This window comes from Pseudomonas sp. Y24-6, assembly GCF_020295325.1.
GTDB lineage: Bacteria > Pseudomonadota > Gammaproteobacteria > Pseudomonadales > Pseudomonadaceae > Aquipseudomonas > Aquipseudomonas gregormendelii.
This window is the reverse complement of sequence record NZ_JACBXG010000012.1, coordinates 53784-74245: the sequence shown is the minus strand read 5'-3', so window position 1 is coordinate 74245 and position 20462 is coordinate 53784. Positions and strand designations below refer to the sequence as shown.

Below are 20462 nucleotides of genomic sequence, written 5' to 3'. Positions count from 1 at the left end.
GTCGATATGGCCTCAGATTCGTCTGCTTTTGGCCGTTCCCGCCGGTCGTCACTACGGCGTGTGCTGGTCAGGTCGAATGCAATTCGACTGGTCAGTGACAATGCAAATGGTCAAGTCCATGCAATTACGCAGGCTCACATTAAAAACCGACGAACGACCACCCAGCCATGGAAGGCCACCGGCTTCCAAGGTCTTCCAGTGCTACCGGTTGGCGCAACAGCCGCCCCCAAAATACTGTTGACCGCGAGCAGAACGAGCGCTAAACCAGAACTGTACCAGCGCTGTCCTCGACAGCACCCAGGTAGCCAGAACCTTTGAGGCTACGCCACATCGTGGTGGTTCTCCCCAAGTGCGATTAGCGTCCGGCGGCTCGCACGGTCACAGCGATGTGATGGATGCCACTTCTTCCAGAATGCCCACTGCGGCAACTCATGCCCCCTCCTGGCTGCTCTGCAGCAACTTATCCGCTTGGCTATTTCTTGCGCCAACCTTTTGCCCGTCTCTTTGCCCCCTAAAGAGACGGGCGCATATCACACTGCTGCAGCCCTGCTCGCACGGGCCTTTGCGGCTTTCCCCCTCGTGACAATCGGCGTGACAAACACCGAATGCTCACTCGCCACAGCGATGCCGATGATGGTGCCGCAGCCCACGGAATGGACTGCACCTGACTGACAGTCAGGCATGCCCTAGTCATCGCTTCGCTGCCTTCACCTGACTCAGGATCTCGCGGCACCGGCTTCGTCAGCCAGTGCAGCCTCCACCCGCCCACTTCTACGGAAGTGTTCAGGAGGCCAGATCATGAGATGCCCAAGCTCCCGGCCGTAAGGAGCCGTCAGTCCTGCGTGAGTGGACAAACCTCACAGGTCGCAGGGGCCTTGATCCCTGATAACACTCAACAACCGTGGCGGGATGAGTGAGGACGAAGTCGATAATCTCAGGAGAATTTCGATGCAACTGTGCGAAGCGTTCGAGCCCCCACAACCATTGCTGGAGTACCAGCAGGCGCCACTGCCCTACCCGGTCGAAGCACTCGGGGATCTGTTGGGCCCTGCGGTCGAGCGATTGGCCGAGGTGATCGGCGTGCCCTGCGCCATGGCTGCACAGTCGGTGCTGGCTACCACTGCCTTGGTGAGCCAGGGCCACGCCAATGCCCAACTCGACGGCCGAACCTATCCGCTGTCCCTCTACCTGCTGACGGTGGCGTCCTCAGGGGATCGCAAAAGCGCGGTGGATCACCTGGCACTGAAGGCGGCACGCGACTGGGAACGACAGCAGTGGACCCTGTACGCGGAAAAGCTCAAAGCCTATCGCGCCGCCACCAGCATCATGGCCAAACCCAAAGCCTCAAAGAAACACGCGGAGGCGGACGGCCGTGAGCTATCCGAGCCGGTACCGCCGAGACTGATCATTGCCGAACCCACCATTGAGGCCCTGGTCAAAAGCCTGTGCCAGGGCTTGCCCAGCATGGGCTTGTTCAATGATGAAGGTGGCCAGTTCTTGGGCAGCAGCACCATGAGCAAAGAGAATCTGCTCAAGGCGATCACCACCTTATCGACATTGTGGGATGGCAGCCCGATCGACCGGGCGCGCTCCATGGCCGGAGAAAGCCTGCGTGCCTATGACCGCCGCCTCAGCCTGCATCTGATGCTGCAGCCCTACTTGGCCAACCAGCTGTTCAAAGACCCGCTGATCAATGGCCAAGGCATCCTCGGCCGCTGCCTGATCTGTTGGCCCGAGCGCCTGGCCGGCCAGCGACTCTACAAGGCGATCGACCTAACCCGAGATGCCAAGGTCCAGCGCTACCAACAACGGATCACCGCCCTGCTGCAAAAGCCCTGGTCGCTTCACAAGGATGGATCACTAAATCCCGTCACGCTGGAACTGACTCCCCGTGCCCGTCGTGCCTGGATCGATATTCACGACACCATCGAGTGCCAGTCTGGCGAGTTCGGCGAGCTGGCCGGCGTCCAGCCTGTCGCGGGCAAAGCCGCGGCGAATGTACTGCGTATCGCGGGCGTGCTGGCCATGGTTGAAGAGGCCAGTGCGCTGGACGAAGCACACATCCAGCGTGCCTCCACGCTGATGGATTACTACCTGGCCGAGATTCAACGCCTGACCGAACAAGAGCCGGTCAATAGCCTACGCGAGGAAGCAGATCGGCTGCTGCGCTGGCTGGTGCAGAAAGGCTGGACCCAGTTCACCGTCCGCGACGTCAATCGCAACGGTCCTCGTTTTGCCCGCAAGAGCGCTGACCATACCGCCTCTTTATTGGTCGTGCTGATCACTTCTCGCTGGCTGAGCAGCCGCGACGGAAAAACTTTCGAGGTCCGCCATGTTCCGCCTCAATGACGCGGTGCGCTGCTACCGGGCGCAACATCAATCGCAACCTGAATCGCGGCGTGTCGCCGCTTCTGTCGCCACCCTGTCGCCACGCGCCAGGCCAGAAACGACGCGGGTTGTCGCCACTGTCGCCGCTGTCGCCACACCACCAATTGACCCTGCCCACCTCGCCCTGCTGATCGAGCAACTGCGTGAGGAAGGGGCACTGCTGCAACACCAGGAGAACGCCCTCCTGATCCGCCCGACACACTGGCAGCAGGTGGACCGGCTCAGCCCCCACTGGAAAGCCCTGCTGCGCTTTCTGCAAACAAATGAAAACGGTGATGATGATGGCTCTAGTCGGTCGGCGTGATGGCCGTAACTTTGGCTATGGCCGTCAGCTGAGCTACGCCGGCCCACAAGCGCTCAAGGATCTGTTTGCCGGCGGCCACTTCGCCACGGTCAAAGCGCATAGCGATCGCTGGCAAGCATTCGTGCGTTGGTGTCGGTCAGAGGACGGCCCCGGTTACAACGATGCGCGCCAGATCGATCGCCGGACGCTGCAAGATTACGCCGCGTATCTGCGCCAGCAGATCCAGCAAGGTGAACTCGGCATCGCTACCGCGCAGAACCGCCTGAGCAGCGTTAACCGCACCCTCGCCGCGCTGCGCGGTGATCAGGACGTGAGGATCGCCAGCCCGAGCCAGGCGTTAGGCCAGCAGCGCTCGAGCGTACGCACCCGCGCACCGGATGGCCAAGACCACCAACAGGTGCGGCGAGTACTCGAGGCACTTGGCGAACAGCAACACGCCCGGGTGGCCGCGATTGTCCTGTTGGCCCGAGCAACCGGTATGCGCCTGCGAGAGGCGATCCTGGCTGACCTGCCACGCTTGCACCGCGAAGCCGAACACTTAGGCCGCATCAACATTCAGGACGGCACCAAAGGCGGTCGTTCAGGGGCTTCAGCGCCGCGATGGATCATGGCCAATGAAGCGGTGAAAGCGGCGCTGCTGTTGGCTCGTAAGGCATCGCCAACCGGCAGCCGCAACTTGCTGGCCCGCGACGAAAGCTACGCCGCATTCCTGCAACAGACCGTGCTCCCCGCGCGCGAAACGCTGCATGAACACGGGCTGAAGGGTTTTCATGAACTGCGAGCGGCCTATGCCTGCGAGCGTTACGAGCAGCTCACGGGGCACACAGCACCGATCAATGGTGGCCACTGCTATTGCATTGACCGCAACCTTGATCAGCAGGCGCGGCAACAGATCAGCCTTGAGCTCGGGCATAACCGGATCGATGTAGTTTCGGCTTACATTGGAGGAAGAGCGTGACTAAGCCCTACAATATGACGCTGTTCCTGAGCGGCGTACTGACCGGCGCGAAGGCCACTCAGCAACGACACCTACGGCAAGCCCGAATCATGCAAGCGGCCATTCAACAGCGATGGCAGCGAGATAGTCCCTGGACCTGGCAGCTCAAGCATATGCGCTGGTTTTTCACTCAGCACCTGAAAGACCACTCCGATGCCACCCGGTATTACTATCGGCTCACCGCTCTATTGGTCTGGAAACGATTAGGGAATGACCAAGAAATGCTGATCGGTCGCTCGAGTAGTCGTAGGTAGGCAGCCTTCCAGTCCCACTTGTCCACCTTCATCTATCTCAGCGCGGACATCCTCGAGCTGATGAACCTGCTCGAAGAACACCACGGAAATGGCAAAAAACGGCCGAGGCTGTGTAAAAACGTTTTTCAGCGCGACAGGCACTCAAAACTGGACTGGAAATCGCGCTTCTACGCGAAATCCACATCTGCTGACGTGCCGATAAATTTCAGATTTAACGTAGATGCGCGCACTTCAATTTTGGCGAAGCGTTTTTACACACTCTGGGCCAATAGCGGCCTCTGACCACCGTGGAGAACATACTTTCACCACGGTGGACTTAGCTCCCTTGGGATTTAACTAAGTGTTACTCGTAACTGATAATTCCGAGTTGCTTTGCCATGAACAGTTCGTTCCGTTCAACGATCTCCTCGACCACTTTACCCTCTTTGTTAAACCGGAAGTACGTCAGGGCCGTCCACGTTAAGCTCTTGCCTTCTACGTCAAAGCCGTGCCATGTATTCGAACCGGTTGCACAGTGTGTCAACGCGACTACAACAACGTCATCTGTAACAACTTCCTTGCTGAACGTAGTTTTAATTGTCTTATATCGCTCGAGAACATTTGCGCTCAAGGCTCGTTTGAAGTTTTCCAAACCACCTATCGGAGCATCGCAGTCCGGTCGATGCACGACCACGTCGACATCGAAATACTCGGAAACTCGCTCAACATCCTTACCATCCACACAGTATTTAAAGTAGTTCTTCACCGTATCTAGATTTTTGACGTTCATACGACACTTACCCCTCTCACATTGATAACAAGCAATAAATCCAACAGCTATTATAAAAGGCCGCCCCACTCAAAGGAGCCGTATCCCAGAGACGTTACATCAATACGAACAAGACCTTTTGCACACTTCGCAAGTGTTTCATTGGAACGGCCCAGCGCGTCAGGCACATTCTAGGAGGGGTTATGGTATTCGTAAATCTAGAATATATTAGATGTGCTATCAGCTAATGGAATACCACATGAGTCTGGAACGGTTGGAAAAATGGGCGACAGTCAGGCATTTCCGCTTGGCGATTGCATTGTTTGAATATGGCAGTGTCTTGCACGCCGCACGCTCGCTGAACCTCTCACAGCCCACGGCGAGCAAGCTATTACAGGATCTGGAGGAGGCTGTAGGGGCTCAGCTCTACACTCGGAATCGTAGGGGGGTTACGCCTACAGAGCTTGGTCGGGACTTTGTGCAGCGCAGCCGGATGATTCTTGCCCAGCTGGATCATGTATCCCAAGCAATCGACGCTCTTGGAAAAGGGCATGCCGGGCGTGTTGCCATAGGAAGCGTGTTAACTGGGTCAAGTTATCTTGTACCTGCAGCCATCGCGCGACTGTGGGCAAGCCGACCAAGCATCCGCATCAAAATAGTCGATGGTGTAAGCGGCGAACTGATACCTCGGCTCATCTCGGGCGAATTGGACTTCTTGATTGGGAGACTTTCCGATGTCAGTTCAAGTGTCGTTGTCGCTCAGGAGGCGCTTTTTAGCGAAAACGCCGTGATCGTTGCGCGCCGTGACCACCCTCTTGCTCAGCAACCAGGGGTTAAACTGGAAGAACTCGCGCGCGAAGCATGGATTCTGCCTCCAATAGAAACTACTTTACGGAAGCAGTTCGATAATATTTTTCATCGAAATGGCATCAATCCACCACATGCAACTATAGAAACAGCATCATTCTTCAATATACTTTGGTTATTAAAACAGACCGATCTTCTTGGAATATTACCTCAATCAGTTATTTCTGACCCCGCACACAGTAAGGAGCTAATTCGCCTCCCGGCTTTCGAACCTCTAATTCTGGAGCAAATCGGTGTTTCCCGACTAGCAGACGCTACATTGTCACCTGCCGCTTCCGCTTTATTGGACGCACTAAGAGAGGTTATGCACAGCACGCCAAAAATGGGGGAATACCTTCTGTGAGAGAAGGAGTTCTAATCGTTGCAATAGCCCATCGTATGGATGGACAACCTTGAGGACAGGCAGAATTCGGCCAATAGTTGCGTGCCCTGAAGGTCTGCTTTGGGTCGAATCTGTTGAAAAAGTCGGCTATGGTTTGCGCAGCAGAAAAGTACGCGTCCGAGATTGAAATCTTTACTTTTGGCAGAGGCTTCCGGACTCGGATTTCACGTAGCAACGTGCAAAAAAGGCGCATTCACCAATCAGTCTTTTGGCAATTTGAGAAAAACGACTTATTCAACAGAATCGGCCAAAAGCAGTTATTCAGATCTATGTGTCTTGCACAAGCAATATTGGCTTTGTGCTTTACGCGAGTAGAACCTGGTCCCTGGAGGGCCGTACAGAACGACAGCATTGGTGCTGGCAAAGGCGCTGATCAACACAGAGCAAGGTGATCAACGGCCGCAGATAATGAAACTACGGCAAACAATTAGGGGACGTCTACCAACGCCTGAGTTTTGATCTCCATGCTCACCTCCCGACTAGTGTGCTAGCCGATGAAGCTGTCGATCCTGTCCGCTTTCGAAAGCGCCGCCGGCGTGCAGCCAAGTCGGATGAAGCACCACTAGCCATAGATCGAGATGTAGCTGCCTTACTGCGGGATGGACCGCTGTACAATGGACTCCTTGGGCTGGGAGGCGGCATTCGCGCTCAAGCCTTGAACAAGGAAGACGCCCCCGAGAATCATCGCGGCGCCTATCAGCTTCAAGAATGTGATGGGTTTCGAGGTAAGCCCCATCAAGCCGAAGTGGTCGATCAAAAGTCCAATGAAGATCTGTCCGACGACGACCAGAATGATAAAGCCGCTGGCGCCCAGCTTTGGCGTTACAACGACCGCGCTGCCGACATAGATCGCCCCCAGGATCCCCCCGATCCATACCCACCAGGCGCCTCGCAAGGCGCGGCCGATATCCGGAGCCTGCACCTTGAGGATGAGCAGCGCAGCGATCACCACGATTGCGCTGATGACAAGGGAGATGAGGGCCGCCCAGAGCGGATGCCCCAAGGCGCGTCCAACTGCCGCGTTGGTGGTTGCCTGAAACGGCAGGACAGCACCGGCGACGAACGCCATGACCATGGGTAGTACGGTAAGAAAGAGCGATTTGCTCAACATTATCTGTGTCTATTCAGGTTCAGGTCTGGAATGACTGGTTGCAGGAACTGAGGGCAACCAGGCTATTGAATTGAGGGTGAGCGCTGTAAGCCCCCAGGAATGTTGCTCCGTCAGGATTGCTTATGAACGGCCCGCCAACCGAATGACCAACCGCGCCAAAAACGCCCCCGTAATGATTACCGCGAACAACCGCAAGGTCTGCATCGCCAGCACCAACCCGACGTCGGAGTGGGTGTCCACCGCAATGATCGCCATGGTGTCCAGCCCGCCTGGGCTAGTGGCCAGGTAAACTGAGAGGAAATCCTTGTCGAGCAGCGCCGCCAGCAACCAGGCCGACAACGCACACAGCGTGATCATCAGCACAGCTCCCAATATCATCGCCGGAAAACGTCGCCAGACGTAGTTAATGGTCGGGCGGTCGAAGCGCAGGCCAACGTAGCAACCGATCGCGCCATAAGCGGTTGCGAGCAGCCAGCTTGGCAGGGTGATGTGCAACAAGCCGCTCACTTGCAAGGCGCCACCCAACAGTAATGGCATCAGCAGTGTACCGGCCGGTAGCCGATTACCCAGTGCGATCCCGGCCACAAGGGTGGCGAATGTGAGCCCCAGGTTCAGCAGGTTGAAGCTTTGCAATGCGGCGCTCGCGGCATGCACTTCGCTCCCCCCGGTAGATGCCCCCAGCCAGCGGCTAATCAGCGCACCGATCATCACCACGCACACCACCCGCGCATACTGCATGGTTGCGACCACCCGTGAATCGGCGCCGAATTCATCGGACATCGAGACCATCGCCGAGGCGGCCCCCGGTGCCGTGCCCCAGGCGGCGGTGCTGGCAGGGATGCCGCCGACCCTCGCTAGCACAAGCCCGACCAGCGCACTGAAGCTGACCGTCAGCAGGGTTGAAAGCAGCATTAACGGCCAGGACTGGACCAGCGAGACCAGCACCGCCAGGGTCATCGAATGAGCTGCAAGCATTCCTACGCAGCCCTGCCCCAGCTTGAAGGCATAGCGGTGCAAGCGAATGCTCGCACCGCAAACACCGAACACAATGGCCACCAGCATTGGCCCCAGAAACTGCCCGGCGGGCACCTCCAGAAACCTCAACCACTGACCGCTGGCACCGGCCAGCAGTGATAGCGCTATCCATTGGACCGGAGCGGAGTAAGGATGCAGAAAAAGCCGTGGTGAAGTGGACAAGTATTTCGCTCCAATGCTGGTCGCCCCGATTGCACTGGCGTGCAGCCAACGCGCGACAATTATTGATAGCTTATTCGATCAAGTATATTTTCTAATATTGATGAATTAATAACTTTGGTTGATGGATATGGACCTGCGCGACCTCACCTATTTTGAAACCATCGCCGAGTTGGGCCACCTGGGCCAGGCGGCGCAAAAGCTAAACCGCAGCCAACCGGCGCTGACCAAAAGCATTCAGCGGCTTGAGGAGTCGCTCGGTACGCGACTGTTCGAACGTGACGGCCGACGCATCAAACTCACCCCGGTTGGGGAGCTACTGAAGGTGCGCGGCAAACAGCTGCAGCAGAACATCGCTGAGACCCGACGTGAGGTGCGCGATTTTGCCAGCGGTATGATGGGTAACATTCGCTTGGGCTGCAGCGCTTCCATGGCGGACCACCTGCTGCCACACCTGACTGCGACATTGCTTTCCCATGCGCCGGCAATCACGCTGAACCTGGTGATCGGTCAGGACGATTTCCTGCATGAGTCCCTTTGTTCTGGGCGGCTGGACATGGTGATTTGCTCGAAGTATGAAACGGGTCCGATACTGGAGTCTCATGCTTTGTTCGACGCTGAAGCGGTGGTGGTCGCTAGCCATAATCATCCGCTGTTCAATGCCCGATATCAGTTGCGTGACCTGTGTCAGTACCGCTGGGCGCTGCCGGCGACCACCGTTTCAGCCCGTCGCTGGATCGATAATGCGTTCCAGGAGCGGAACTTGCCCTTGCCTCAGGTGCAGATCGAGACCACCTCGATTTCTCTGCTGCCACGCTTGGTCGGTGCAACAAACCTGCTTTGCTTTCTACCCCGGGAAACACTTGAAGACGTCAATGGCAGGAGGAACCTTCGCGAGGTCATGCTCAAGGAAACCACGATGAAACGCACCATCGTCGTGTTCACTCGCAGGAACGCCTACCTGTCGCCGGCGGCGCAGATGCTGCTGGGTATTCTCAAAGTTGAAGGCGCACAGTTTTTCGATGGGAGGCAGGTTGTGTAGAGGCAGCCCCGGTTGCTGCACTCAACAGGAGGTGAGGTACTGCCTGCCTGACGCTGTTCACAGGTGTACTAAAAGCGTAATGCCAGGAGGCGAGGCAATCTGAAGATGCGCCAGGGCTGAGCGTGAAAAAACAATTCAATTCCGACGGATTGGAGCACTGAGGCCGTTTCAACGGTTTGCGACACGACACTAATCCGGACAAACAGTCTCGCTGCGCTCGTTGATCATGCGCCCAACCTCCCGCGTTGACGGCACCCGATGGGAAGGATTGATGGAATTCGCTTCTGCGTTTGCGAGATTCTCTATCACCGTCAATAGAACGTGTCGTGCTGTTTCGACGTCTTGCTCCTCGAGCCCGGCCACACTCACCTCGTTGACTTCCAGCGCCAGAGGAATCAACACATCCTTCAGTCGCCGTCCTTCATCGGTGAGGAAGACGTGAACATTTTTCTTGTTATCCGGCATCTGCTGCCGGACGACGTAGCCCAGTTTTTCCATCGCCTTCACCGCAGCGAAAGTCGTAGGTTCCATCAGTCCAGCCTGAGTGCTGAGTTGTTTTTGGGTCAATCCGTCTGTCTCCCAGAGGATCCGCAAGAACGCCCAATGACCAAAGGATACGTCGTGTTCGGTCAACCGCATCTGCAGTGCTCTGACCAGCGCGCGAGTTGCATCCTTGACCAGGTGGGCCAGACGGTCATCAGGTACAACATCGTGCCAATGCCTGAGTATTTCCTGGGTTTCAGGTTGTTTGTGGCCTAAAGGCTTTCGTGCAGTCATATCAAGGTCCGATCTCATCACCTGCGTAAGCGATACTAAGCATAACGCGTTGCCTCAACACATGCGCTAGATCAAAAAATACTTAGAGATCGTTCTTTTTTTGATTGCGAGAGAAGAAAATTCGCCATATTCTCTTAGAGACCTAATAGAAAAGCACACCAAGCCCCCCCATGGCTTTGGTCGTGCTACACAAAGTCCGAGGCGTGCACAATGACAACAACAGCAGCTACAGATGCCGTGCCCCATCTTCTCCAGCGCAGCCATGAGCGCATCGAGAAGGTCTATAGAAAAGTCACACTACGTTTGATGACCTTCATCTTCGTGGCCTGGGTTCTCAATTATCTGGATCGCGTGAACATCAGCTTCGCGCAGGTTTACCTGAAGCACGATTTAGGCATGAGCGATGCTGCCTACGGACTCGGCGTAAGCTTGTTTTTCATCGGCTACATCGCATTGGAAATACCCAGTACGCTTTACCTGCAAAAGATTGGTGCCCGGTTGACGATCACCCGGATCATGGTGCTGTGGGGCTTGATCTCAGCGTCCATGGCGTTCATGACAACGCCCACTGAGTTCTACATTGCCCGCGCCCTGTTGGGCGCTGCCGAAGCTGGCTTCTGGCCTGGAATCATTCTTTATCTGACCTATTGGTATCCAGGTGCCAGGCGTGCTCGCATCACCTCGCGCTTCTTGTTGGCCATCGCCGCGGCGGGAATCATCGGCGGTCCCCTGTCCGGTTGGATACTCACGCATTTCGTCGACGTCATGGGAATGAAAAACTGGCAGTGGATGTTCATCCTGGAAGGTCTTCCCGCTGCCGTAATGGGTGTGATGGCCTATTTCTATCTGGTGGACAAACCCGAGCAGGCCAAGTGGCTCGACGACGAGGAAAAATCCATTATTCTCGACGCGCTGGCCGCTGACCGCGCAGGCAAGAAGCCCGTTACCGATAAGCGTCATGCTGTGCTGGCTGCGCTCAAGGATCCGCGCGTATACGTCCTTGCTGCTGGTTGGGCCACCGTGCCGCTCTGTGGCACGATCCTCAATTACTGGACGCCTACCATCATCCGCAACACCGGCATCCAGGATGTATTGCATGTCGGATTGCTTTCCACCGTGCCATACATCGTGGGGGCGATCGCCATGATTCTCATTGCGCGCAGCTCCGACATTCGTCTGGAGCGTCGCAAGCACTTCTTTTTCAGTATCGCCTTCGGTGCCTTGGGCGCCTGCCTGCTGCCTCACGTTGTGGACTCGGCCATTATTTCAATTACTTGCCTGGCAATGATTGCAGTGTCGTACTTCGGTGCCGCAGCGATCATCTGGTCGATTCCTCCTGCTTATCTTAATGATGAGTCCGCCGCAGGGGGGATTTCGGCGATCAGTTCTCTTGGTCAGATCGGAGCGTTCTGTGCGCCCATCGGACTGGGCTGGATCAACACAGTCACCGGCAGCCTCGCAATCGGACTGACGATAATCGGGGCCCTGGTCCTGGCGGGTGGTATGGCGGTTCTGATTGCGGTGCCAGCTAACGCCTTGAGCGAAAAGCCACTTACCGACGAATAGGATCGAGCAGTCTGATTGGCCGAATCACGCCCAAAAAATGTTAGATATCTATGCAACTCTCGGTGCGCGGGCGTGTTCAGCCCGCGACCGGATGTAATGAGGAAACAGCGATGAGTAGTTCCGAACAGCTCGATGATGGGTTCACTGGCCTCAAGGTGATCGCCAAAACCGAAATTGCCCAAGGCATTTTCCGCTTCGAATTGGCCCACCCGCAGGGGATGCTTCTGCCCGCCTTTACGGCCGGAGCGCACCTCAGGGTAAGGGTGCCCAACGGAAGTATCCGCAATTACTCATTGAGCAACGACCCGCAAGAGCGTGAGCGTTATGTCATTGCTGTCAAGCGTGACGCCAACGGACGAGGCGGTTCGGTGAGCATGGCCGATGATATCGAGGCAGGCGACTTGCTACCGGTGGCAACTCCGCAAAATGAGTTCGAACTGATCGAGAATGCCCGACAGTTCATCTTCGTCGCCGGAGGCATCGGTATTACCCCGATCCTGTCGATGATGCGTCACCTGAAGGCCAGCACCGACCTCCCCTTCAAACTTTACTACTGCACCCGTAATCCGGAACTCACCGCCTTCAGGGATGAGCTGCTGGGGGCCGAATTTGCCAACACGGTAGTCATTCACCACGACTTCGGCAATCGGGCAGACGCTTACGATTTCTGGCCTGTTTTCGACAAACCGAGCAGCGGTACACATGTGTACTGCTGTGGCCCCCGGCCATTGATGGACAGCGTGCTGGACATGACGGGGCACTGGCCACCCGGCTCCATACATTTTGAAAGCTTCGGCGTCGACCAGAGTCGCTTCGCCGAAAACCGGCCTTTTTCGGTGACCCTTGGCCGGAGCGGAATCGACCTCGAAATTCCCGTCGACCGCTCGATTCTGGAGGTTCTGCGTGACAACGGTATCCGGGCGCCAAGTTCTTGTGAGAGCGGCACCTGCGGCTCTTGCCGTACCCGTCTGATCGAAGGTGACGTCGAGCATCGCGACATGGTGCTGCGTGAGGACGAACAGCACGATCAGATCATGATTTGCGTTTCCCGAGCCAGAAATGACGTGCTGGTACTCGACCTCTAGGCGAGACCTTTTTTACAAACGATTAGTTGAACGCTGGAGATATTACATGTTGACCCCAGAAGAGAACCTGTTGCTCTGCCGCGTCGAAGGCGACGCACCGATGGGCCAGATGATGCGCCGTCACTGGACGCCAGTGTGTTTGCTCGAAGAAGTCAGCGAGCCCGACGGCACGCCTGTCAGGGCCCGTCTGTTCGGCGAGGACCTGGTCGTGTTTCGCGACACCGATGGTCGCGTGGGAGTTATGGACGAGTATTGCCCGCATCGCCGCGTGTCACTGATCTACGGCCGCAATGAAAACTCGGGATTACGCTGCCTGTATCACGGCTGGAAGATGGACGTGGACGGTAATGTGGTGGAAATGGTTTCCGAGCCTGCCGCCAGCAACATGTGTCAGAAGGTCAAGCACACGGCCTACAAAACCCGCGAGTGGGGCGGTTTCGTCTGGGCCTACATGGGGCCACAGGACGCAATTCCCGAATTTGTGCCGCCGGCCTGGGCACCCCATGAGCATGTTCGAGTGAGCATCGCCAAGGCAATCATTCCCTGCAACTGGGCGCAGATCCTGGAAGGCGCCATCGACTCGGCACACAGCTCAAGCCTGCACTCATCCGACTTCGTTCCAGCCCGGGTCGGGGGGGCAGAAGCAACCTCGAAAAACTGGCTAAGACCGTCCACGGACAAAGCGCCGCGCATGCAAGTCGAGCGTACCAGCTATGGCTTCCGCTATGCCGCTCTGCGCCGTCCTATCCAGAATGCCGCCACCAGCGAGTATGTACGCTCTACGGTGTTCGTAGCCCCGGCCACCGCACTGATCCCACCGAATAATTTGTACAACGTCGCGAATATCAACGTACCCATCGACGACACCCACACTGCCTTCTATTTCATGGCCTGGGGAAATCCCGATAACACTCCGGAAACAGAGACCTGGCGAAAGTTTCTCGGCCAGCAAGTCGGCATCGATCTGGACGACAGTTACCGACCGCTACGCAACGACGGGAACCGTTTTTTCCAGGACCGTGAAGCCATGAAAAACGGCAACTTTACGGGCATCAAGGGTTTCCCCAATCAGGATATCGCCATGTGGGTGACCATGGGGCCCATCGCCGATCGCTCCGATGAGCGCTTGGGCGCCAGTGACTTGGCGGTGGTGGAGTTCCGCCGGGTCATGCTGGATGCCTTGGCAGCCTTTCAGGCGGGTGAATCCGCTATTGGCACAGGTGAGAAAGCGATCCCTTCCAGAATCTGCTCGTTCCAGGCGATCGTGTCCAAGGATATCGACTGGCGTGATTATCAAGCTCGTTACGTATGGGCCCTGGATGATGCCAACATAGTCGCAGAGCCTGATTACGAGGTTCATACGTGATGGCCAGCCATGCTGAATCCACGGCTCGGCTACGTCTGGGGGTGGTCGGTCTGGGCCGGGCATTCACCCTCATGCTGCCTACCTTCCTGGCCGATCGCCGCGTCCAGTTGGTGGGCGCCTGTGACCCTCGTGAACAAGCTCGCAGGCAATTCGAACGGGATTTCGATGCGCCTGCATACGAGACCATCGAAGACCTGGCAGCCGACAGCAATGTCGACGCCTTATACATCGCCAGCCCACATCAGTTTCACGCCGAACACACCCGTATAGCTGCGGCTAACCGCAAGCACGTGCTGGTCGAAAAACCCATGGCGTTGTCGTTGGACGAGTGCGACCGGATGATCGCCGATTGCGCCGAGGCGGGTGTGAAGTTGATCGTTGGGCATTGCCACAGCTTCGATACCCCGTACCTGCGTACCCGGGAGCTGATTGGTAGTGGCGAGTTCGGCGCGGTCAAGATGATTCAAGCGTTGAACTACACCGACTACCTGCAGCGTCCTCGCCGCCCGGAAGAACTCTCGACCGCTGAAGGCGGCGGAGCAGTATTCAGCCAGGCCGCCCACCAAGTAGACGTGGTCCGTTTGCTGGCTGGCAGTCGCGCGACCCGTGTCCGCGCGGCAGTGGGTAACTGGGACCCCGCCCGGCCTACTGAAGGCGCCTACACAGCCACTTTATGGTTCGAGAATGGGGCATTCGCCTCCATTACCTACAACGGCTACGGACACTTCGACTCCGACGAGTGGATGGACTGGGTTGGAGAAATGGGCAAGCCCAAAAACCCCGAAGCTTACGGCGGCGCACGTCGGTTATTGCAGCAGGTGCAAACGGCGGATGAGGAGGCGCGGCTCAAGGCTGAGGGCACTTATGGCGGCACACGCTACGTCAGCCCCTCCCCTACCGACGACGCGACGGCCTTCCAGCATTTCGGCCCGATTATTGTGTCGTGCGAAGGTGGCGACCTTAGGCCAATGGCGGATGCCGTCATGATTTACCGGCCGCATAGTCGTGATCGAATGATGCTTGAGCGGCCAACGGTGCCGCGTTCCGAAGTCATAGACGAACTGTATCTAGCGCAGTTCTACGGGGTCACTCCGTTGCATGACGGCGAGTGGGCTCGTGACACGTTGGAGATCTGTCTCGCCATGTTGCGATCCAGCGAAGAACAACGCGACATCACACTGGGTGTGAATGTTGAAGATACTCAATCCTGCGAGAACCCATCATGAACAAGTTGAACTTATCTATTGCTGTGGGCAACTACGATCGTATCCGACCATTGGTGGACGGCGAAGTACAGATCGATGGGGTCGACCCGATCTTTATGCTGCAAGATCCCGAAGAGATCTTCTTTCGCGCATTTCGCCATGCTGACTACGACATCTGCGAGTTATCGTTGAGCAGCTACAGCGTTAAAACCGCGGCTGGCACCAGTCCCTATATTGCTGTCCCCGTCTTCCCGTCCCGCGCGTTTCGACACACCTCGATCTATATCCGCAATGATCGCGGAATCGAGTCCGCGGCAGACCTCAAGGGCAAACGTATCGGTGTGCCGGAGTACCAGTTGACAGCGAACGTATGGGTTCGACTGTTCCTGGAAGAAGACCATGGTTTGAAAGCGTCTGACGTCACCTGGGTCCGTGGCGGGTATGAAGAGACCGGGCGTCTGGAGAAAATTGTTCTGAAGCTGCCGGCGGATGTAATCGTCGAGAACGCACCGGAGACTGAAACGCTTTCTGGCATGCTCGCCTCTGGTGAGCTGGATGCCGTGATCGGTCCACGTGCACCTTCCTGTTTCACCCAGGGCCATCCTAAGGTCAGCTATCTCTATCGTGATCCTCAGGGAGCGGCCTCGGACTGGTATCGCCGCACTCAGCTATTCCCGATCATGCACGTGCTGGGGATCCGGCGCACGTTGGCCGAGCAGCACCCTTGGTTACCCGGGGCCGTTGCCAAAGCATTCGAGAAGTCCAAGTCCGTAGCGCTGCACAAATTGAGCGACACCTCCGCCACCAAGGTAACGTTACCGTTTATCGAGGATCAGTTAAGAGCGGCGCGCCAGTTGCTCGGTGAAGACTTCTGGTCCTATGGTTTCGAAGCTAACCGCCACGTACTCAGTCGCTTCCTGGAACGCCACCACGCCGAAGGCCTGTCGTCACGCTTGCTTCAGCCTGAAGAGCTGTTCCATCCAGCTTCGTTGGAGAGTTTCAAGATTTAACGAAAGTCCTGGCGAAGGTTTACCCCTCGAACAAACGTTATAGGGCATTTCGTGTACTTAGCATGGTAATAAATTTTGTGGCTGCTCCTATCGTGCGGTTAGATGGCGGCCACAACTTTTTTGCACGCTGCGTATGTTGGCGATCGCCATGCTCGAAAACGCACGTATATATAAGGCCAGGTAAAAACATACGTGCATGCGGAATTCCCAAGAGGGCTGGCTAGCTGCCAAAGGTCAATAGGCCTGGCGAACACCTGTGAATAATAAAAATAAGGAAGGGTGACAATGAATAAACAAACATGTAAGACGCTGATGCCTGCTCTGCTTATCACATTACCCTTCGCCCCATCTTTTGCGGCGGCGGACATCTTGAAAGATAGCAAAGGCAATCTTGAACTAAAAAATTTCTACTTCAATCGCGACTTCAGAGACTCGACGGCCACTGATTCCAAGCGAGAGGAGTGGGCTCAGGGCTTCATCGTTAATCTCCAGTCCGGTTTTACCGACGGACCTGTTGGTTTTGGATTGGACGCGCTTGGCATGTTGGGGCTCAAACTTGACTCCAGCCCCGACCGATCGGGCACAGGACTTCTATCTCGCGGTAGCGATCGGCGTGCCTATGATGATTACTCGAAGCTTGAACTGACGGCGAAGGCCAGAATCGCTCAGAGTGAGTTAAGAGTTGGCGGTTTGAATCCAGTTCTTCCCTTACTGGCCTCAAACAATACACGACTTTTGCCACAAGTGTTTAACGGCGTGCAACTATCATCAAAGGATATCACGTCGTTGACTGCGACTCTTGGTCAAGTCGACTCCGTCAAGCAGCGTGACTCAACCGACTCTGAAGATCTGTCTGCCAGTTCTCAACAAGGCGGCTACTCTTCTGCCATCACCAGTGACCACTACACATATGCGGGATTTGACTATCAACTTCTTCCTTCCCTCAATGTGGCGTATCAGTACAGCGATCTGGAGAACTTGTTTCGGCGGGATTACGTCGGCTTAAAGTTCAACAAGCCCTTGTCCATAGGTCGCGTGTTTGCTGAAGTCAGATACTTTGAAGGTCAAGAAAGTGGCAAAAAACTACTGGGAAAAGTGGATAATCGGACGATCAGTAGCAATGCGGGCTATTCGGCCATGGGACACACCTTGAGTGTGGGTTATCAAGCGGCATCCGGCGCGACTGCATACCCGTATGTAAACGGTACGGACACCTATCTGTTTGGTGAAATGCTGGTGAGCAACTTCGCTCTTGCAAATGAAGACGTCTGGTATGCCGGATATTCGTATGACTTTGCCACCCTCGGCTTGCCTGGCCTGACATGGAATCTGCGTTATGCGAAAGGAGAAAACGTCGATCCCGCGAATATTAAAACAGTGAAGGCAAAGGCGCTCAGGGCGGAAGGTTCCGACGGTGAGGAATGGGAAAGAAGTTCTGATATCACTTACGTAGTCCAAAGTGGTGCGTTTAAAAATGTTTCATTCCGATGGAGGAATGCAATCAATCGCTCCACTTATACAGATGGGGCCGATGAGAACCGACTCATCATTGGATATGTCTATAACTTTTGATTGATAGCCATGCTCAGGTGCAATGCTCGTCTGGATTCTGCGCTTGGGCATGGCGAGCTGATATTTCGTTATTTATTGATTCAGGTGGGCTGGAATGCAAAATATAGAACTGACGGGCTTGGGTTCCGAGATCGATGAAAACGTACACAGGGCGTTATTGGAGGATGTCGGAAGTGGTGACATCTCCGCGAAACTTGTACCGTCCGCTCGCTTGGCCAGTGCAAAAATCATTACTAGAGAACCTTGCATCATCAGTGGTGTGTCGTGGGTGGAGGCCGTCTTTCGCCAACTGGATCCGCTTGTCATCCTGAAGTGGAACGTTAAGGATGGAGATCGCGCGGAACCCAATCAAACCGTATTACATTTAGAGGGCCCTGCCCGCTCTTTATTGACCGGTGAGCGAACCGCGCTGAACTACTTACAGTTTTTATCGGGCGTCGCGACACAATGCCGGCGGCTAGCTGATAAAGTTTCGCATACTCACGTAAAGTTGCTCGACACTCGAAAGACTATCCCTGGCCTTCGGCTCGCACAAAAATACGCCGTCACTTGCGGTGGTTGCCATAATCATCGCATTGGTCTCTACGACGCCTTCCTCATCAAAGAAAATCATATTGCAGCTTGCGGTGGTATTCTCGAAGCTATCAATACTGCACAACGCATTGCACCAGGTAGACCGGTAGAGATCGAAGTCGAAAACCTGGGCGAACTGCAAGAAGCACTGAGAGGTGGAGCGGATTTAATCATGTTCGACGAACTGAGTCTGGATGACATGCGTGAAGGCGTTCGACTCAACAACGGACAGGCCCGGCTTGAGGCCAGCGGCGGAATCAATGAAAGTACATTGGTAGCTATCGCAGATACTGGGGTCGACTACATATCAATGGGCGCGATAACTAAAAATATAAAAGCCATAGACTTATCTATGCGCTTGAGCCTTTAAACATCAGGCAGTATTCTGCCGAGCCCTGCCTGCGTTAAATAGCCAGAAATAGCATTATTTGTGGGGGCATCACGGGGGTTTGCAGGTAGTTGCCCTTGGCCTGGTCGAACAGCGCCGGAGGACTGCGGCGGTACTGCTACCGCTGCGCGGACTATGATGCTGTCGCGAAAGCTCTCCGAGCAGCTTGGGGAACTGTTCGAGGAGCTGGTGAATGCCCTAAGACTGGTTGGCGACGGGGTGATTTGTATCTCGAATATGAACGCCCAGATCGCAAGCGCTACCGAGGAGCAAAGTACGGTCACACCTGAGGTTAACGGCAGCGTAGCGAGCATCCGCCATCTAACAGAGAGCTTCGCTGGTAGCTTGCAAACCTCAGCCTTGGAAATCACTGCTTTGGGGCAGAGTAAAAAGCAGCAGCAAGCGCTACTGGACGGATTCCAGAGATAGCTGAATCACCCCTTAATATTTGGATATTCGATCGCTGCTTCACGCCCTGAGGAAGTCAGTCAACCTTGATCAAGGTTCTTGAGCAGCGGTGAACCGCGCTTCTTCAAGGCATTCCAATTGGTATTCCAATCAAAAATAAAAACAGATATTAATGTTATAAATCAATATCTTACTGAACGGATTCAAATTACCCCGGCCCACCAAATCAACGAAAAAAGACGTCTACGGACGTCTTTTTTTGTGCCTGGAATTCAGTGCAATTATGGGTTTCAGGCCATTGGCCTCCGCAGATGCATTTTGAATTCCAGGCGCTTTGGTGTCCCGTTGGTATCCCGAGCCTGAAGATTCGAGCAGCCACGCCAATCCCCACGACCTCCAAGACACCCTGCCTCACTCCACATAAATTGCTAATCAGCGAACAATAGCCCACTCCCATAACACCACCTCCTGAGGGAGCGGGCTTGCCCGCGAAAGCGCCAGATCATCCACAACAAATCCGAATGACCCAGCACCATCGCAAGCCCACCTTCAGACTAATCCCCAGAATCCTCCCGCTCCCGCATCAAAACCTTCAACGAATCATCAACCAACGCCTTACCCATAGCCGCCAAATAATGCGCAGCCCAAGCATGGCGCCCATTGTCCTTCGCATAAGCCGCATCCTCAGTCAGCGATTTGGCAAGGCAAAGAAAATCGGAAGCCATCGACAACGCATCACCAATGGGCACGCCACCAATGACGTGAAACATTGCTTGATTACCGAGGTAGATCGCGGGAGTGAAGCCGATGGTTCTGAGTTCGGGACTGTCGGTCATTTGCCACCTCCGGAGAGGGAGATGCAGTGGCCGAGGGTGGATGGTGGGGCGTTACGCAACTGGGAACTGCGAAGAGGGGGAAGCCAAACTTCGTACGGTTTAATTCTGCGCATTATCCAACTCCTTGATACGAGGAGCTGCCACGTTCGTTACCACACGAAAGGGTGACAGCTGTGCGCAGGGTGGTAAACCGGGTATCAAGGAAACCGGCACGCCCGAGGGCGTCCCACGCACAGCCGCCATAACTCGCGCTTGCTGGCATAAAAAAACGCCGGCAAACGTGATGGGGCGCTGTTGCGCCTTGAACTCGGGTTACCACACCCGGTCGCTGAGTTTGCAGCGACGGCGAAAGGGTATCGCGAGCGTTCCTTCCCTGCAACCACTGACAG

The 20462-nt window shown here is 55.6% G+C and carries 20 protein-coding genes; 15 read left to right on the top strand and 5 right to left on the bottom strand.

Annotated elements, in window-relative coordinates:
- Positions 1-948 precede the first annotated feature (948 nt).
- The 5 genes from HYI44_RS21765 to HYI44_RS21745 are packed head-to-tail and all read left to right on the top strand — an operon-like array spanning position 949 to position 4225.
- Positions 949-2349: a YfjI family protein gene (locus tag HYI44_RS21765; protein ID WP_225570512.1), complete on the top strand. Its 1401-nt coding sequence runs from the start codon at positions 949-951 to the stop codon at positions 2347-2349.
- Positions 2333-2692: a hypothetical protein gene (locus HYI44_RS21760; RefSeq protein ID WP_225570511.1), complete on the top strand. Its 360-nt coding sequence runs from the start codon at positions 2333-2335 to the stop codon at positions 2690-2692. The genes HYI44_RS21765 and HYI44_RS21760 overlap by 17 nt, the downstream gene beginning before the upstream one ends.
- Positions 2670-3650 carry an integrase domain-containing protein gene (locus tag HYI44_RS21755; protein WP_225570560.1) on the top strand — a complete coding sequence of 327 codons (981 nt, stop codon included), beginning with the start codon at positions 2670-2672 and terminating at the stop codon, positions 3648-3650. The genes HYI44_RS21760 and HYI44_RS21755 overlap by 23 nt, the downstream gene beginning before the upstream one ends.
- A complete protein-coding gene (locus tag HYI44_RS21750) occupies positions 3647-3943 on the top strand; it encodes a hypothetical protein (RefSeq protein ID WP_225570510.1) in 297 nt (98 codons plus the stop codon). The genes HYI44_RS21755 and HYI44_RS21750 overlap by 4 nt, the downstream gene beginning before the upstream one ends.
- 18 nt (positions 3944-3961) lie before the next feature.
- Positions 3962-4225 carry a hypothetical protein gene (locus tag HYI44_RS21745; RefSeq protein WP_225570509.1) on the top strand — a complete coding sequence of 88 codons (264 nt, stop codon included), beginning with the start codon at positions 3962-3964 and terminating at the stop codon, positions 4223-4225.
- A gap of 61 nt (positions 4226-4286) precedes the next feature.
- Here HYI44_RS21745 and HYI44_RS21740 read toward each other — a convergent pair whose 3' ends face one another.
- Complete coding sequence (locus HYI44_RS21740) at positions 4287-4712, bottom strand: ester cyclase (protein ID WP_225570508.1); 426 nt, start codon at positions 4710-4712, stop codon at positions 4287-4289.
- A gap of 238 nt (positions 4713-4950) precedes the next feature.
- On the opposite strand from HYI44_RS21740, the gene HYI44_RS21735 reads away from it, so the two are divergent.
- Positions 4951-5901: a LysR family transcriptional regulator gene (locus HYI44_RS21735; protein WP_225570507.1), complete on the top strand. Its 951-nt coding sequence runs from the start codon at positions 4951-4953 to the stop codon at positions 5899-5901.
- Between the two features lie 628 nt (positions 5902-6529).
- Here HYI44_RS21735 and HYI44_RS21730 read toward each other — a convergent pair.
- Together HYI44_RS21730 and HYI44_RS21725 are read right to left on the bottom strand one after the other, a co-directional pair.
- Complete coding sequence (locus HYI44_RS21730) at positions 6530-7051, bottom strand: DMT family transporter (protein WP_134326122.1); 522 nt, start codon at positions 7049-7051, stop codon at positions 6530-6532.
- Between the two features lie 120 nt (positions 7052-7171).
- A complete protein-coding gene (locus tag HYI44_RS21725) occupies positions 7172-8248 on the bottom strand; it encodes an AbrB family transcriptional regulator (RefSeq protein WP_225570506.1) in 1077 nt (358 codons plus the stop codon).
- Between the two features lie 127 nt (positions 8249-8375).
- Here HYI44_RS21725 and HYI44_RS21720 point away from each other — a divergent pair, with 127 nt between their 5' ends.
- Positions 8376-9287 carry a LysR family transcriptional regulator gene (locus HYI44_RS21720; protein ID WP_225570505.1) on the top strand — a complete coding sequence of 304 codons (912 nt, stop codon included), beginning with the start codon at positions 8376-8378 and terminating at the stop codon, positions 9285-9287.
- Between the two features lie 189 nt (positions 9288-9476).
- Here HYI44_RS21720 and HYI44_RS21715 read toward each other — a convergent pair whose 3' ends face one another.
- A complete protein-coding gene (locus tag HYI44_RS21715; protein ID WP_225570504.1) occupies positions 9477-10064 on the bottom strand; it encodes a MarR family winged helix-turn-helix transcriptional regulator in 588 nt (195 codons plus the stop codon).
- 210 nt (positions 10065-10274) lie between these two features.
- Between HYI44_RS21715 and HYI44_RS21710 the strand changes: the two genes are divergently transcribed.
- The 8 genes from HYI44_RS21710 (at position 10275) to HYI44_RS21675 (ending at position 19258) form a co-directional block, all read left to right on the top strand.
- A complete protein-coding gene (locus HYI44_RS21710; protein WP_060765957.1) occupies positions 10275-11630 on the top strand; it encodes an MFS transporter in 1356 nt (451 codons plus the stop codon).
- 50 nt (positions 11631-11680) lie between these two features.
- Positions 11681-12715 carry a PDR/VanB family oxidoreductase gene (locus HYI44_RS21705; RefSeq protein WP_225570503.1) on the top strand — a complete coding sequence of 345 codons (1035 nt, stop codon included), beginning with the start codon at positions 11681-11683 and terminating at the stop codon, positions 12713-12715.
- 46 nt (positions 12716-12761) lie between these two features.
- Positions 12762-14081, top strand: a complete 1320-nt coding sequence (locus HYI44_RS21700; RefSeq protein WP_060765959.1) for a Rieske 2Fe-2S domain-containing protein — start codon at positions 12762-12764, stop codon at positions 14079-14081.
- On the top strand, positions 14081-15307 hold the full coding sequence (locus HYI44_RS21695) for a Gfo/Idh/MocA family protein (protein ID WP_060765960.1): 1227 nt from the start codon (positions 14081-14083) through the stop codon (positions 15305-15307). The genes HYI44_RS21700 and HYI44_RS21695 overlap by 1 nt, the downstream gene beginning before the upstream one ends.
- Positions 15304-16296, top strand: a complete 993-nt coding sequence (locus HYI44_RS21690) for an ABC transporter substrate-binding protein (protein WP_060765961.1) — start codon at positions 15304-15306, stop codon at positions 16294-16296. The genes HYI44_RS21695 and HYI44_RS21690 overlap by 4 nt, the downstream gene beginning before the upstream one ends.
- Positions 16297-16581: 285 nt before the next feature.
- Complete coding sequence (locus tag HYI44_RS21685) at positions 16582-17868, top strand: OprD family porin (protein WP_225570502.1); 1287 nt, start codon at positions 16582-16584, stop codon at positions 17866-17868.
- A gap of 94 nt (positions 17869-17962) precedes the next feature.
- Positions 17963-18811: a carboxylating nicotinate-nucleotide diphosphorylase gene (nadC, locus tag HYI44_RS21680; RefSeq protein ID WP_060765963.1), complete on the top strand. Its 849-nt coding sequence runs from the start codon at positions 17963-17965 to the stop codon at positions 18809-18811.
- A 153-nt stretch (positions 18812-18964) separates the two neighbouring features.
- The gene (locus tag HYI44_RS21675; RefSeq protein ID WP_060765964.1) at positions 18965-19258 is read left to right on the top strand and encodes a hypothetical protein; all 294 of its coding nucleotides are present in this window, start codon (positions 18965-18967) and stop codon (positions 19256-19258) included.
- A 533-nt stretch (positions 19259-19791) separates the two neighbouring features.
- Here HYI44_RS21675 and HYI44_RS21670 read toward each other — a convergent pair.
- Entirely contained in the window at positions 19792-20073 is a 282-nt protein-coding gene (locus HYI44_RS21670) for a DUF3077 domain-containing protein (protein ID WP_225570501.1), read from the bottom strand.
- Positions 20074-20462: the final 389 nt, after the last annotated feature.